Origin of the sequence: Burkholderia paludis (assembly GCF_000732615.1) — a bacterium.
Classification (GTDB): domain Bacteria; phylum Pseudomonadota; class Gammaproteobacteria; order Burkholderiales; family Burkholderiaceae; genus Burkholderia; species Burkholderia paludis.
Genome location: NZ_JPGL01000013.1, coordinates 74,944 through 88,792 on the forward strand (window position 1 = coordinate 74,944; position 13,849 = coordinate 88,792).

The window sequence follows — 13,849 nt, forward strand, 5'->3', positions numbered from 1 at the left end:
CCGCATGAAACACACGATACTGCGCGTCCTGCTCGCCACGCTGCTGACCGGCGGTGCGGTGGCGGCGCGCGCCGACCAGGCCGACGGGCTCGCGCTGGCGCAGCGCAAGAACTGCATGGCCTGCCACGCGATCGGCAAGCCGTTGATGGGTCCGTCGTTCCAGGACATCGCCGGCAAGTACGCGGCGCGCGGCGACGCCGCCGATTATCTTGCCCAATCGATCGTGAAAGGCAGCGTCGGCGTATGGGGCAACGTGCCGATGCCCGCCAATACGCAACTGACGAACAGCGAGGCCCACACGCTCGCGCAGTGGGTGCTGTCGGTACGCTGAACCGGATGCGCCGGACGGGAATGGCGCAGCGTGCCGGGCTCCGCCGGCAGGCGCCCCTGCCCCGGTTGATCCACGCCTCGCCGGCGGATGCGCCGGCCCTCGCCGGAAATCGCCCCGCCTTGTCGCCGGGGCCGCCGCGCACTCAGCCGGAATGACCGGTGCGGCGGCGGGCGATCTCTTCGTCGACCGCGTCGCGAACCCAGTCCATGACCTCGGTTTCGAGCGCCAGCGCAACCTCGCGCGTGATCTGGCCGACCAGCCAGGCCGAATGCTCGTGCAGCGCGTCGCGGCAGCGGGCCTCGACGGCCTCGCGCCCCGCTCCGGTCAGATAGTTTGTCAGCCGATGACGCAGGCGCGCTGCGATGTGCTGCGCGTCTTCCGGCGTCAGCCCTGCCGCGGCCCGTGAATCCGGCTGCGGCACCGCGTCCGGCTCGACGGCCTCCTGCACGCACGCTTCAGGCGCGTGCGCGACCGCCTCATGCGCCGGTTCGGCGAACGCGGGCTGCGGCAAATCGTCACTGGCCAGCGACGATCGCAGCGACGCACGCATCGCCGCCGCATCTTCGGCGACCACACGCTCTGCCGCGCCGGGTTCGGGCGGCGCATCGGTCTCGCCCACCTTCGGCGCATCGGCCGTGGCCGCTTCGACCGTAGTCGCCTCGACCGTTGCCGTTTCGACCCAGGGCGTTTCGACAGCAGCCGCTTCGACCGTGGCCGTTTCGGCCGTAGCCGTTTCGATCGTGGTCTTTTCGGCCGTAGCCGTCTCGACCGTGGCCTTTTCAGCAGTAGCCGTTTCGACCGCAGCCGTTTCAATCGTGGTCTTTTCGGCCGTAGCCGTCTCGACCGTGGCCTTTTCAGCAGTAGCCGTTTCGACCGCAGCCGTTTCGATCGTGGTCTTTTCGGCCATAGCCGTCTCGACCGTGGCCTTTTCAGCAGTAACCGCTTCGACCGTGGCCTTTTCGACCGCAGCCGCCTCGACCGAGGCCATATCGGCCGGCAATTCAACCGCCGGCACGTGCGGCGTCGGCACGGGTTCGACCACGACGGCCTCAGCCTCGGGGTCGGGCACGTTTTGCATGAAATCGGTCGACGCCTTACCCGCGGCGGGCGGCACGATCACGTCGGCCAGTACCGGGATCGCCGCACTGTCATAAGGCTTCGGCGCCTCGGGCGCGGGTGAGCGCGCCGGCACCGGTTTGCCCGGCACCAGCACATCGGTCAGCGTCGGGATGGAGGATGAATCGGCTTCTGTCACGGGAACACTCCGTCGACGGGTGCGGCTAGCTGCCCTGCTTGTAGTTGTTCAGCGCGTATCCGCGGTCGCGGTAGAACCGGTAGCGGTCGCGGCCCGCGGCCAGCTCGTCCGGCGCATTGCCGACCACTTCGAGCAGGCGCTCGAAGCGGGCGAACTGCGCGGGCACGGCCGCGCCGAGATTCAGCAGCACGTGATGATGCGGCGCGCGATCGAGATCGGCGGCCAGCACGATCGGCGTGCCGTCGACGTGCTCGCTGTCGACGCCGCAATGCGGGATGAAGTCGAGCGGCGAAAACGTCCAGAGCCGCTCGTCGAGCGCGCGCAGGCGCGCGGGCTCGGCCAGCACGACGACCGGCTGCCCGGCCTGGTAGGCCTTGCGCAGCAGCCGGCATGCGTACGCGAGCGAATCGCCGACGTTCGAATGAAAATCGATCCGCGTCATTGCCCGCGCACCCGCATCGTCGTCAACCCCGCCATCACTGGCCGGCGCGGTCGATCAGGAACTGCGCGAGCAGCGGCACCGGGCGGCCGGTCGCCCCCTTCGCCGCACCGCCCTTCCACGCGGTGCCCGCGATGTCCAGGTGGGCCCACGGATAGCTCTCGGTGAAACGCGACAGGAAGCACGCGGCCGTCACGGCGCCGGCCGGGCGCCCGCCGATGTTCGCGAGATCCGCGAAGTTCGACTTCAGCTGATCCTGGTACTCGTCGTCGAGCGGCATGCGCCATGCCGGGTCGCTCGCCTCGCGCGACGCGTCGAGCAGCTCGCCCGCGAGCGCGTCGTTCGTCGAGAACAGGCCGCTGTTGTGGCCGCCCAGCGCGATCACGCAGGCGCCCGTCAGCGTCGCGACGTCGATCACGGCGGCCGGCTTGAAGCGCTCGGCATACGTGAGCGCGTCGCACAGGATCAGACGGCCTTCGGCGTCGGTGTTCAGCACCTCGATCGTCAGGCCCTTCATGCTGGTGACGATGTCGCCCGGCTTCGTCGCGTTGCCGCCCGGCATGTTCTCGCAGGTCGGCACGATCGCGACGACGTTGATCTTCAGACCCATCTCGGCGACCGCGCGGATCGTGCCGAGCACGGAGCCCGCGCCGCACATGTCGTACTTCATCTCGTCCATGCCCTCGCCCGGCTTCAGCGAGATGCCGCCCGTGTCGAACGTGATGCCCTTGCCGACCAGCACGACCGGCGCGGCCTTCGCGGCGGCGCCCTGGTAATGCAGCACGATGAATTGCGGCGGTTCGACCGATGCGCGCGCGACCGACAGGAACGACCCCATCTTCAGCGCCTGGATCTGCTTGAGCCCGAGGACTTCGGCCTTCAGGCCCCAATCCTTCGCGATCTGCTTCGCGGTGTTGCCGAGGTAGGTCGGCGTGCAGACGTTACCGGGCAGGTTGCCGAGGTCGCGGGTGAGATCCATCCCGTTGGCGAGCGCGACGGCCTGCTTGACGGCGACCTTCGCGGCCTTGTCGTCGGACGGATCGACGCTGAACACCACGCGCTTGAGCGTGTGCGACGCCGGTTCCGGCTTGCTCTTCATCTGCGTGAAACGGTAGGTCTCGTTGCGCAGCGCGAGGATCGCGGCGCGCACGCCCCAGTCGGAGCTGCGCTCGTCGACCGGCAGCTGTGCGAGCGTGAACGTGACCTGGACGACCTTGGTCGCCAGCAGTGCGCGCCAGGCGGCCGTGGCGGCGTCGTTATAGGCTTTCTGATTGAAAGCATCCTGCTTGCCGAGGCCGACGAGCAGCACGCGCGACGCGCCGATGCCCGACACTTCGTGCAGGAACAGCGTCTTGCCGCGCTTGCCGTCCATGTCGCCGGCCTTCACCACGCGCGAAATCAGTCCCTTGGTGGCCGTGTCGATGTCGAGCGCCGCGCCCGACAGGGTCTGCGCCTCGAAGATGCCGAGCACGATGCAGTCGGACTTCCCGGTCAGGAACCCCTTCGCCTCGCCTTTGCTCCAATCACAGCCTTTTATGCTAAAGTCCATCGCGCTTGTCCTCGGATAAAATCTGGGCTAAGGATGAAAGCCGCAATTATCCGCTATTTTTCCCGTGGCGGCGCGAGCGCTCCACCACGCGTGCGCAGCCTCCCGCCCTCTTCTCATCAAGAATGATCTTCGAACGCTCCCTCCAGCGCGAGCTTGCGTATACGGCTGGCGCCGTGTTCATGGTGCTGCTCACGATCATGCTCACGACGATGATGATCCGCATCGTCGGCTACGCCGCGTCCGGTGAAATCGACCCGCGGGACGTCCTCGTGCTGATCGGCCTGACCGTGATCGGCTACCTCGCCGTGATGCTCGTCGTCACGCTGTTCGTGTCGATCCTGTTCGTGCTGACCCGGTGGTACCGGGATTCCGAAATGGTGGTGTGGCTGGCGTCGGGCGTGAGCCTCACGCGCCTCATCAAGCCGATCGGCGTGTTCGCCACGCCGATCGTCCTGCTGATCGCGTTCTTCGCATTCGTCGGCTGGCCTTGGTCGAACCAGCAGAGCAAGATGATCAAGGCGCGGTTCCAGCAGCGCGACGAAATCTCGCTGCTCGCGCCGGGCCAGTTCCGCGAGTCGGCCACGAACCATCGCGTGTTCTTCATCGAGAAGATGACGCCCGACCAGAGCAAGGTGCAGAACGTGTTCGTCACGTCGACCGAGAACGGCAAGGTCAACGTGGTCGTCTCGCAGACAGGCCACACGGAAACGCGCGACGGCAGCCGCTTCGTGGTCCTGGAGGACGGCCGTCGCTACGACGGCACGCCCGGCCAGCCGAACTTCAAGATCATGGAGTTCGAGCGCTACGGCGTGAAGATCACGAGCACGCCGGTCGTCAACGTGCCGACCACCAACAGCACGCCGACGCCCGACCTGCTGCGCAACCCGACGCGCGACAACCTCGCGGAATTCGCGTGGCGCGCGGGGCTGCCGCTGATCGCGATCAACCTGATGGTGCTCGGCATCCCGCTCGCATACCAGAACCCGCGCCGCAGCCGCACGATCAACCTCGTGATGGCCGTGCTGATCTATCTCACGTACTCGAACCTGCTGAACGTCGTGCAGTCGCAGATCGAGCAGGGCAAGATGTCGTTCGGCGTCGGCCTCGTCGGCCTGCACCTGGTCGTCGCGGCGATCGTCGCGTTCATCTTCTGGTTGCGCGTGCGCAATCGTCCGCTGTTTACACGCGCGCTGTTCGGCCGCTCGGGAGCATGATCGATGCGGCTCTATGAAAAGTATTTCGCGCGACAGATCTACGTCACGTTCGTCTTCATCCTGTTCGCGTTCTCGGGCCTGTTCTTCTTCTTCGACCTGATCAACGAACTGAACTCGGTCGGCCACGGCAACTACAAGTTCGGCTACGCCGTGCTGCGCGTCGCGCTGCAGACGCCGTCGCGCTTCTACGAGATCATCCCGGTCGCCGCGCTGATCAGCGCGATCTACGTGTTCGCGCAGATGGCCGCGAACTCCGAATTCACGATCTTCCGCGTGTCGGGCCTCGCGACCAACCAGGCGTTGCGCTCGCTGCTGAAGATCGGCGTGCCGCTCGTGATCGTCACCTACCTGATCGGCGAATTCGTCGGCCCGTACGCCGACCAGCTGTCCGAGCGCGTGCGGCTGCAGGCGCTCGGGGCGTCGGTGTCGTCGAACTTCCAGTCGGGCGTGTGGGTGAAGGACACGCTCACGGCACGCGACAACGGCGAGCAGGTCACGCGCTTCGTCAACGTCGGCAGCCTGTCGCCCGATTCGACGATCAGCAATGTCCGCATCTACGAATTCGACTCGAAATTCCAGCTGCGGAACGTGCGGATCGCACAAACGGGCCGCTACGAGCCGCCCGGCCACTGGCTGCTGACGGGCGTCACCGAAACCGAGCTGACGCCGATCAAGCCGGTCGGCGGCCAGCCGGCCGATGCGCTGAATCCCGTCTACCGGTCGCAGCAGGTGTCCCTGCCCGAATACCGGCTGCGCTCCGACCTGACGCCGCAGATCCTGTCGGTGCTGCTCGTTTCGCCGGAGCGCATGTCGATCATCAACCTGTTCCGCTACATCCAGCACTTGCGCGAGAACCAGCAGGACACGCAGCGCTACGACATCGCGCTGTGGCGCAAGCTGCTGTATCCGTTCGCGGTGTTCGTGATGCTCGTGCTGTCGCTGCCGTTCGCATACCTGCACACGCGTGCGGGCGTGGTCGGCGTGAAGGTGTTTGGCGGCATCATGCTCGGCATGAGCTTCCAGCTCCTCAATACGCTGTTCTCGCACATCGGCACGCTGAACACGTGGCCGGCGCCGCTCACCGCCGCGACCCCGGGCCTCATCTATCTCGCGCTCGGCCTGTTCGCGCTCAAGTGGGTCGACCGGCACTGAGCGCCGCGTCACGACGGAGGCTTCGACATGAGTTCGCACGGCATCGTCCTGTTCGGCCATGGCGCCCGCGATCCACGCTGGGCCGAGCCGTTCGAGCGGCTCGCCGCGCGGCTGCGCGTCGCCGGCTCCCCGGCGGCGCACGTGTCGCTCGCGTTCCTCGAACTGATGACGCCGTCGCTCGGTGACGCCGTGGCGGCGCAGGTCGCCGCCGGCTGCACGCGCATCACCGTGGTGCCCGTATTCTTCGGCCAGGGCGGCCACGTCCGCCGCGACCTGCCGCAACTCGTCGACGCATGCCGCGCGGCGCATCCGGGCATCGAGATCCGCTGCGCGACGGCGGTCGGCGAAGACGACGGCGTGCTCGACGCGGTCGCGCGCTACTGCATCGGCCAGATCGGCGGCGACGCGTAAAACGACGCAGCCACAGCCCCCAAAGACAAAGCGCCGGCTTCCGCCGGCGCTTTTTTCGTTCCGGACGACGGCCGGCGCCCGCTCAGGCGGCGTCCCGCATCCGGTCGACCTTCCCGGCCTGCCCGGCGCGTTCGGCGAACGCTTCGCCGATCATCAGCAGGCTCGGCTCCGCGGGATCGAGCCACGCCTGCGCGTCACCCGCCGCCATCTGCGCGAGCGTCAGCGTCAGCGAGCGCTCGCGCGCGGTGCTGCACGCCTCGACGATCGCCACGGGCGTCGCCGGCGCACGGCCGGCGTCGATCAGTTCCTGCGCGATGCCGGGCGCGCTGTCGCGGCCCATGTAGTAGACGATCGAATCGGCGCGCGCGGCTTCGCGGATGTCGTCGCTGCCCGGCGCGCGGCTGTGCGTCGCGAACGCGACGCTGCGCGACACGCCGCGCAACGTCAGCGAACGCTTCAGCGTCGCCGCGCCAGCCAGCGCCGCGGTGATGCCCGGCACGACCTCGTAGTCGATGCCGGCCGCCTCGAGCGCACGCATTTCCTCCTCCGCGCGGCCGAACAGCATCGGATCGCCGCCCTTGAGCCGCACGACGCACGCGTGCTCCTGCGCCGCATCGACGATCTGCTTGTTGATGAAATGCTGCGCGGTCGAGCGCTGCCCGCAGCGCTTGCCGACCGCGATCCGGCGCGCGTTCGGCGCGTAGTCGAGCATCGCGGGCTCGACGAGCGCGTCGTGCAGCACGACGTCGGCCTGCGCGAGCAGGCGCGCGCCGCGCACCGTGATGAGGTCGGCCGCGCCCGGCCCTGCTCCGATCAGATACACCTTGCCCATGTTTGTCGCTTCGCTTGGTCCCTGCGAACGGCTGGTCCGGCGCGCGCCGCCCGTGGCGGCGCGGCTTGCCGCGCAGATTGACGATTACGCCGAGAACGCGCGGATCATGCCCGCGGCGACCGTGTGGTGCGTCGCCTCGTCGATCAGCACGAACGCGCCCGTGCCCGGATGCGCGTCGTACGTATCGCAGACGATCGGCTTCTGCAGCGTCAACTCGACGCGGCCGATGTCGTTCATCTTCAGGTCGTGGCGATCGGTCGCGTGCGACAGCGTATGCACGTCGAGCACCTGCTTGACGCCGCCGATCTTCGCGAACACCGTGCTGGTGGTCTGCTTCAACAGGTACTTGCGCTGCGGCGACAGCGGCGTCTCGTCGAACCAGCACAGATCGGCCTCGAGCTTCTTCGCCGGCGCAACCGGCTCGGCGGCCGTGACGAACATGTCGCCGCGCGACACGTCGACGTCTTCCGCGAGGCGGATCGTCACGGCCTGGCCCGCGAATGCGTGCGCGATCGACGCGGTGCCGCCCGGCACCGGCGCGACGATCTCGGCGACCGTCGCGGTGCGGTTCGACGGCAGCACGACGATCTCGTCGCCGAGCTTCACTTCACCCGATTCGATACGGCCCATGTAGCCGCGGAAATCGTCGGCCGAGCTGCCGTCCTGGCGCGCGACCCACTGCACCGGGAAGCGCAGCGCGTCATGCGCCTGCGTCTCGACCGTCAGCGATTCGAGCACGTCGAGGAGCGGCTCGCCCGCGTACCACGGCATGCGCTCGCTCGCGCCGACGATGTTGTCGCCCTTCAGCGCCGACACCGGCACGAAACGCACGTCGGCCAGGCCGAGCTGCTTCGCGAGCGCGACGTACGCATCGCGGATCTCGTTGAAGCGCGCTTCGCTGTAGTCGACGAGGTCCATCTTGTTGATCGCGACGATCACGTGCTGCAGCGCGAGCAGCTTGACGATCGCGCTGTGACGCTTGGTCTGCGGCAGCAGGTCCGCGACGCCGTTCTCGACCGTCACGCGCGTTGCGTCGATCAGGATGATCGCTGCATGGGCGGTCGATGCGCCCGTCACCATGTTGCGCGTGTACTGCTCGTGACCCGGCGTGTCGGCGATGATGAACTTGCGCTTCGCGGTCGCGAAGTAGCGGTATGCGACGTCGATCGTGATGCCCTGCTCGCGCTCGGCCTCGAGGCCGTCCGTCAGCAGCGCGAGGTCGAGCTCGTCGCCGACGGTGCGCTTGTTCTTCGCGCGCGACAGCGCGGACAGCTGGTCGGACAGCACCGCCTTGCTGTCGTACAGCAGGCGGCCGATCAGCGTGCTCTTGCCGTCGTCGACGCTGCCCGCGGTGATGAAGCGCAACACGCCGAGGTCTTCGGTGTTCTCGATGATGCTCATGATGTGAATGTCCTCGTGTGCTTCAGAAATAACCTTGCTTCTTGCGCTGCTCCATCGCGGCTTCGGAGGCCTGGTCGTCCATCCGCGTCGCGCCGCGCTCGGTGATCTCGGTCACCGCTGTCTCGGCGATGATCTTCTCGACGTCGTCCGCGTCGCTCTCGACCGGGCACGTGCAGCTGATGTCGCCGACCGTGCGGAAGCGCACCTGCGCGAACTCGCTCGTCTCGCCGTCGCGCATCGGTGTCAGCGGCGTGACCGGCACGAGCAGCCCGTTGCGGCGCACGATCTCGCGCTGGTGCGCGTAATAGATCGACGGCAGTTCGAGGTTTTCGCGCGCGATGTACTGCCACACGTCAAGCTCGGTCCAGTTCGAGATCGGGAACACGCGCAGGTGCTCGCCCTTGTGCAGGCGCGCGTTGTACAGGCTCCACAGTTCCGGGCGCTGCGCCTTCGGGTCCCACTGGCCGAATTCGTCGCGGAACGAGAAGATGCGCTCCTTCGCCCGCGCCTTCTCTTCGTCGCGGCGCGCGCCGCCGATCAGCGCGGTGTAGCCGTGCGCCTCGATCGTCTCGAGCAGCGTGACGGCCTGCGCGGCATTGCGCGAATCGGTCTCGCGGCGCAGCACGACCGTGCCGCGCTTGATCGAATCCTCGACGTGGCCGACGACCAGCTCGGCGCCGAGCTCCTGCGCGCGGCGATCGCGGAAATCGATCACTTCCCGGTAGTTGTGGCCCGTGTCGATGTGCACGAGCGGGAACGGCAGCGTCGTCTTGCGGTTCGCGCCGAGGCCGAACGCCTTAAGGGCCAGATGCAGCACGACGACCGAATCCTTGCCGCCCGAGAACAACAGCGCCGGCTTGCTGCATTCGGCGACCAGTTCGCGCAGGATGTGGATCGACTCGGCTTCGAGCCAGTCGAGGTGGCCCATGCGGCTGTCGGCACCGGCGGGCGGGGCAAAGGCGGATTGCTCGAGCGTCGTGCTCATGGTTTCAGTCCTTCTCTTCCGGGTTCGTGCCGCCCGCGGTCTGTCGCTGGCGGCGCAATATTCAGTTTTTTGTCAGGCTTTCAGTGTGCGGCGCCGGCCTCGGCGGTCGCGGGAAGCGGCGTGATCGTGATGTGCAGGCCGCATTCCTTCGTGTCGCGCGATTCCCACCACCAGCGGCCCGCGCGGCTGTCCTCGCCGGGGCGGATCGCCCGCGTGCAGGGCTCGCAGCCGATGCTCGGGTAGCCGCGTGCGTGCAGCGGGTTCACCGGCACGTCGAACGCCTCAAGGTACGCCCATACGTCGCTTTCGGTCCAGTCGGCGAGCGGATTGTACTTCGCGATCCCGCGCGCTTCGTCCTGTTCTTCCTCGTGCAGCTCCGCCCGCGTGACCGACTGCTCGCGGCGCTGGCCCGTGACCCATCCGCCGACGTCGGCCAGCGCGCGATTCAGCGGCTCGACCTTGCGGATGTGGCAGCACGACTTGCGCAGCTCGACGCTCTCGTAGAACGCGTTCAGGCCGTGCTCGGCGACGTACCTGTCGATCGCGTCCTGCTGCGGGTGGAACTGCTCGATCTCGTAGCCGTAACGCTCGCGCACGCGATCGATCATGCCCAGCGTTTCCGCATGCAGGCGGCCGGTGTTCAGCGAGAAGATGCCGATCGGCACGCCTTTCGACAGGATCGCGTGCGTCAGCAGCATGTCTTCCGCCGCGAGGCTGCTCGCGAACTTCACGCGCTCGTGACGCTCGCCGATCTGCGCGAGCAACGCGTCGAGGCGCTCGACCTTCGCGGCAAGCTCCGGCGTCAGCACGGTGGCGGTCGCGGCGCTCATGCGCTCACCTTGGCGCTGGGCGCCGCCCCGTCGGCCGCGGTGGCGCGGCGGCGAAACAGCGGCGCCGGCTCGTCGAACGCGCCCTGGTAGCGCTGCGTGAATTCCGTGAACGCGTTCAGCGCGTCGTGGATGTCCTTGTCGGCGCGCACCGCGAATGCGTCGAAGCCGCAACGCGACATGTACAGCAGTTGGTCGCGCAGCACGTCGCCGATCGCGCGCAGCTCGCCCGTCCAGCCGTGGCGCTCGCGCAACAGGCGCGCGATGCTGTAGCCGCGGCCGTCCGCGAAGCGCGGAAAGTCGACCGCGACGAGCGAAATCGCGCCGAAATCGGCCGCGAGATCGGCCGGCTCGCTGTCCGGAGCGAGCCAGACGCCGAGTTCGTCCTTCGTCTTCGCGGCGACGAGCGCCGCGCGCTCGGCCTGCCACCACGCGAGCGGCACCAGTACCTTGCCGGCCGGCAGCGCATCGACCGCGGGCAGCGCACCGTCTTCCGCCGCGCGCACGACCTGCCATGCATCGTCGATCACTGCGCGGTTCTTGATAATCGAAGCCATCTGCTAATTCCTTCTACCCGGTTGGTTACGCGTTCACCGCCTGGCGCGCCGCATAGACGCGCTCCTTGAACGGCGTGAGGCCGATGCGGTCGTACGTGTCGACGAAGCGCTCGCCGTCGACGCGCGATTCGACGAACGTGTCGATCAGCTTCGCGATGACGTCCGGCACTTCCTCCGCCGAGAACGACGGCCCGATCACGCGGCCCAGGCGCGCGCCGTTGCGACCCGTGCCCTGCTCGCCGCCGAGCGACACCTGATACCACTCCGCGCCGTCCTTGTCGACGCCGAGGATGCCGATGTTGCCGACGTGGTGGTGACCGCACGAGTTCATGCAACCGGAAATGTTCAGCGACAGGTCGCCGAGATCGTATACGTAGTCGAGATCGTCGAAGCGCTGCTGGATCGCCAGCGCGATCGGGATCGACTTCGCGTTCGCGAGCGAGCAGAAGTCGCCGCCCGGGCACGCGATGATGTCGGTCAGCAGGCCGACGTTCGGCGTGGCGAAACCGGCCGCCTTCGCCTTTTCCCACACGGCGAACAGGTCGCGCTTCTTGACGTTCGCGAGGATCAGGTTCTGCTCGTGCGACACGCGCAGCTCGCCGAGCGAGTAGGCGTCGGCCCAGTCCGCCACCTGTTCCATCTGCTGGTCGGTCGCGTCGCCCGGGGCCACGCGGTGATCCTTCAGCGACAGCGTGACGGCCGCATAGCCGGCCACCTTGTGCGGCGCGACGTTACGCTCGACCCAGCGCGCGAACGCCTTGTTCTCGAGCAGATGCTGCTCGAACGATGCGTCGGTGTCGGCCAGCTTCTCGTATACGGGCGGCTGGAAGTACTGCGACACGCGATCGACCTCCGCCTGCGTGAGCGTCGACGGGCCGTCCTTCAGGTGTTGCCACTCTTCCTCGACCTGCTGCGCGAACTTCGCGGGCGACAGCGCCTTCACGAGGATCTTGATGCGCGCCTTGTACAGGTTGTCGCGGCGGCCGTAGCGGTTGTACACGCGCAGCACGGCTTCGCAGTAGGTGAGCAGGTGCTGCCACGGCAGGTCTTCCTTGATCACCGCGCCGATGATCGGCGTACGGCCGAGGCCGCCGCCCGCGAGGATGCTCGCGACCACCTCGCCCTGCGCGTTCTTCTTCAGGTAGACGCCGAGATCGTGGATCTGCACGGCCGCGCGGTCGTCCCTGGAGCCCGACACGGCGATCTTGAACTTGCGCGGCAGCCACGCGAATTCGGGATGGAACGTCGACCACTGGCGCAGGATTTCCGACCACGGACGCGGATCGATCTCCTCGTCCTGGGCGACGCCCGCGAACTGGTCGGCCGTGATGTTGCGGATGCAGTTGCCCGAGGTCTGGATGCCGTGCATCTGCACCGACGCGAGCTTCGCGAGGATCTCGGGCGTCTCTTCCAGCTGGATCCAGTTGAACTGGATGTTCGAGCGGGTCGAGAAATGGCCGTAGCCGCGATCGTGTTCGCGGGCGATGCGCGCCAGCATCCGGAGCTGGTCGCTGCGCAGGTTGCCGTACGGAATCGCGATGCGGTGCATATATGCGTGGCGCTGCATGTACAGGCCGTTCTGCAGGCGCAGCGGACGGAACTCGTCTTCGCTCAGCTCGCCCGACAGCCGGCGGCGCACCTGATCGCGGTACTGCGCGACACGTTCGTCGACGATCGTCTGGTCGTATTGGTCGTACTGATACATTCGGGGACCCCAGGGTTTTCGTGGTGACCGCGCGACGTCCTAGCCACGTCGCGCCCGAATCTCCGTTCCGCCGTCACCGCCGCCAACCACTGCCGGGTGGATTGCTAATGACGAAAACAGATATCCATATTTGAAAAACTCCGGTGAATCGTAATAAACTCGCCTTATATTTCAAACGACTAAAAAATTCTGTTGATATGCGGAAGGGTTATAAATGAACCTGCACCAATTTCGCTTCGTGCGCGAGGCCGTCCGGCAGAATTTCAATCTCACCGAGGCCGCGAAGGCGCTCTACACGTCGCAACCGGGGGTATCGAAGGCGATCATCGAGCTCGAGGACGAGCTGGGCGTGGAGATCTTCACGCGGCACGGCAAGCGCGTGCGCTCGCTCACCGAGCCGGGCCGGATCATCCTCGCGTCGGTCGAGCGGATTCTCCAGGAGGTTGAAAGCCTTAAAAGGGTCGGGAAAGATTATGCCGCGCAAGACCAGGGCAACCTGACCATCGCGGCCACCCACACGCAGGCCCGCTACTCGCTGCCGGCCGCGATCGCCGAGTTCAAGAAGCGCTTCCCGAAGGTTCACCTGTCGATCCTGCAGGGCAGCCCGACGCAGGTAGCCGAGATGGTGATCCATGACCAGGCCGATCTCGCGATCGCCACCGAGGCGATCTCCGACTATAAGGAGCTCGTGTCGCTGCCCTGCTTCCAGTGGCATCACGCGGCCGTCGTGCCGGCCGACCACCCGTTGCTCGAACGCAAGCCGCCGACGCTCGACGATCTCGCGCAGTACCCGCTGATCACCTACGACGATGCGTTCGCGGGCCGCAAGAAGATCAACCATGCGTTCGCGCTGCGCGGGCTGTCGCCGGACATCGTCCTCGAGGCGATCGACGCCGACGTGATCAAGACCTACGTCGAACTCGGCCTCGGCGTCGGGATCATGGCCGACATCGCGTTCAATCCCGAGCGCGACCGCAGCCTGCGGCTCATCCCGGTCGGCCACCTGTTCGGCAGCAACGTGACGCGCGTCGCGCTCAAGCAGGGCGCCTATCTGCGCAGCTATGTGTATACGCTCGTCGAACTGCTGTCGCCGACGCTGAACCGCAAGCTGATCGAGCAGGCGCTCAAGGGCGAATCCGAATCGTACGAGCTTTGACCGGCGTGTATAAACGCAGGGGCGCCGGCTTCCCG

The 13,849-nt window shown here is 67.0% G+C and carries 14 protein-coding genes; 5 read left to right on the plus strand and 9 right to left on the minus strand.

From position 1 onward, the window contains the following. Positions 1 to 4 precede the first annotated feature (4 nt). Entirely contained in the window at positions 5 to 331 is a 327-nt protein-coding gene (locus GQ56_RS0109580) for a c-type cytochrome (RefSeq protein WP_031398450.1), read from the plus strand. A 142-nt stretch (positions 332 to 473) separates the two neighbouring features. Here GQ56_RS0109580 and GQ56_RS41055 read toward each other — a convergent pair whose 3' ends face one another. From GQ56_RS41055 to GQ56_RS0109595, 3 genes are all read right to left on the minus strand, one after another. Then, a complete protein-coding gene (locus tag GQ56_RS41055; protein ID WP_407638585.1) occupies positions 474 to 1,145 on the minus strand; it encodes a DUF2486 family protein in 672 nt (223 codons plus the stop codon). Positions 1,146 to 1,611: 466 nt separating this feature from the next. Continuing rightward, a complete protein-coding gene (locus GQ56_RS0109590) occupies positions 1,612 to 2,028 on the minus strand; it encodes a DNA polymerase III subunit chi (protein WP_031398452.1) in 417 nt (138 codons plus the stop codon). A gap of 34 nt (positions 2,029 to 2,062) precedes the next feature. Then, positions 2,063 to 3,574 carry a leucyl aminopeptidase gene (locus tag GQ56_RS0109595; protein ID WP_031398453.1) on the minus strand — a complete coding sequence of 504 codons (1,512 nt, stop codon included), beginning with the start codon at positions 3,572 to 3,574 and terminating at the stop codon, positions 2,063 to 2,065. A 122-nt stretch (positions 3,575 to 3,696) separates the two neighbouring features. On the opposite strand from GQ56_RS0109595, the gene lptF reads away from it, so the two are divergent. The 3 genes from lptF to GQ56_RS0109610 are packed head-to-tail and all read left to right on the plus strand — an operon-like array spanning position 3,697 to position 6,351. Continuing rightward, positions 3,697 to 4,788: an LPS export ABC transporter permease LptF gene (gene lptF / locus GQ56_RS0109600; RefSeq protein ID WP_031398454.1), complete on the plus strand. Its 1,092-nt coding sequence runs from the start codon at positions 3,697 to 3,699 to the stop codon at positions 4,786 to 4,788. A gap of 3 nt (positions 4,789 to 4,791) precedes the next feature. After that, positions 4,792 to 5,940, plus strand: coding sequence for an LPS export ABC transporter permease LptG (lptG, locus tag GQ56_RS0109605; protein ID WP_031398455.1), 1,149 nt, complete (start codon positions 4,792 to 4,794; stop codon positions 5,938 to 5,940). Between the two features lie 27 nt (positions 5,941 to 5,967). Continuing rightward, entirely contained in the window at positions 5,968 to 6,351 is a 384-nt protein-coding gene (locus GQ56_RS0109610; RefSeq protein WP_031398456.1) for a sirohydrochlorin chelatase, read from the plus strand. An 82-nt stretch (positions 6,352 to 6,433) separates the two neighbouring features. On the opposite strand, the gene cobA is transcribed toward GQ56_RS0109610, so the two are convergent. The 6 genes from cobA to GQ56_RS0109640 all read right to left on the minus strand — a co-directional run bounded on the left by cobA (position 6,434) and on the right by GQ56_RS0109640 (position 12,658). After that, complete coding sequence (gene cobA / locus GQ56_RS0109615) at positions 6,434 to 7,183, minus strand: uroporphyrinogen-III C-methyltransferase (protein ID WP_031398457.1); 750 nt, start codon at positions 7,181 to 7,183, stop codon at positions 6,434 to 6,436. 84 nt (positions 7,184 to 7,267) lie between these two features. After that, entirely contained in the window at positions 7,268 to 8,584 is a 1,317-nt protein-coding gene (locus GQ56_RS0109620) for a sulfate adenylyltransferase subunit 1 (RefSeq protein ID WP_031398458.1), read from the minus strand. Between the two features lie 22 nt (positions 8,585 to 8,606). Then, complete coding sequence (gene cysD / locus GQ56_RS0109625; RefSeq protein ID WP_031398459.1) at positions 8,607 to 9,569, minus strand: sulfate adenylyltransferase subunit CysD; 963 nt, start codon at positions 9,567 to 9,569, stop codon at positions 8,607 to 8,609. Positions 9,570 to 9,649: 80 nt separating this feature from the next. Beyond that, positions 9,650 to 10,399, minus strand: a complete 750-nt coding sequence (locus GQ56_RS0109630) for a phosphoadenylyl-sulfate reductase (RefSeq protein ID WP_031398460.1) — start codon at positions 10,397 to 10,399, stop codon at positions 9,650 to 9,652. After that, positions 10,396 to 10,953 (minus strand): DUF934 domain-containing protein, encoded by a 558-nt coding sequence (locus GQ56_RS0109635; RefSeq protein WP_031398461.1) that lies wholly within the window; start codon positions 10,951 to 10,953, stop codon positions 10,396 to 10,398. The genes GQ56_RS0109630 and GQ56_RS0109635 overlap by 4 nt, the downstream gene beginning before the upstream one ends. Before the next feature lie 25 nt (positions 10,954 to 10,978). Next, a complete protein-coding gene (locus GQ56_RS0109640) occupies positions 10,979 to 12,658 on the minus strand; it encodes a nitrite/sulfite reductase (RefSeq protein ID WP_031398462.1) in 1,680 nt (559 codons plus the stop codon). A gap of 214 nt (positions 12,659 to 12,872) precedes the next feature. Between GQ56_RS0109640 and GQ56_RS0109645 the strand changes: the two genes are divergently transcribed. Continuing rightward, positions 12,873 to 13,814: a CysB family HTH-type transcriptional regulator gene (locus GQ56_RS0109645; RefSeq protein WP_031398463.1), complete on the plus strand. Its 942-nt coding sequence runs from the start codon at positions 12,873 to 12,875 to the stop codon at positions 13,812 to 13,814. Positions 13,815 to 13,849 lie beyond the last annotated feature (35 nt).

Coding starts and splice junctions, on each gene's coding strand:
- GQ56_RS0109580 (WP_031398450.1), top strand. CDS start 5: ATGAAACACACGATACTGCGCGTCCTGCTCGCCACGCTGCTGACCGGC.
- lptG (WP_031398455.1), top strand. CDS start 4,792: ATGCGGCTCTATGAAAAGTATTTCGCGCGACAGATCTACGTCACGTTC.
- GQ56_RS0109645 (WP_031398463.1), top strand. CDS start 12,873: ATGAACCTGCACCAATTTCGCTTCGTGCGCGAGGCCGTCCGGCAGAAT.
- GQ56_RS0109635 (WP_031398461.1), bottom strand. CDS start 10,953: ATGGCTTCGATTATCAAGAACCGCGCAGTGATCGACGATGCATGGCAG.
- lptF (WP_031398454.1), top strand. CDS start 3,697: ATGATCTTCGAACGCTCCCTCCAGCGCGAGCTTGCGTATACGGCTGGC.
- GQ56_RS0109595 (WP_031398453.1), bottom strand. CDS start 3,574: ATGGACTTTAGCATAAAAGGCTGTGATTGGAGCAAAGGCGAGGCGAAG.
- GQ56_RS0109620 (WP_031398458.1), bottom strand. CDS start 8,584: ATGAGCATCATCGAGAACACCGAAGACCTCGGCGTGTTGCGCTTCATC.
- GQ56_RS0109640 (WP_031398462.1), bottom strand. CDS start 12,658: ATGTATCAGTACGACCAATACGACCAGACGATCGTCGACGAACGTGTC.
- GQ56_RS0109630 (WP_031398460.1), bottom strand. CDS start 10,399: ATGAGCGCCGCGACCGCCACCGTGCTGACGCCGGAGCTTGCCGCGAAG.
- GQ56_RS0109590 (WP_031398452.1), bottom strand. CDS start 2,028: ATGACGCGGATCGATTTTCATTCGAACGTCGGCGATTCGCTCGCGTAC.
- cysD (WP_031398459.1), bottom strand. CDS start 9,569: ATGAGCACGACGCTCGAGCAATCCGCCTTTGCCCCGCCCGCCGGTGCC.
- cobA (WP_031398457.1), bottom strand. CDS start 7,183: ATGGGCAAGGTGTATCTGATCGGAGCAGGGCCGGGCGCGGCCGACCTC.
- GQ56_RS0109610 (WP_031398456.1), top strand. CDS start 5,968: ATGAGTTCGCACGGCATCGTCCTGTTCGGCCATGGCGCCCGCGATCCA.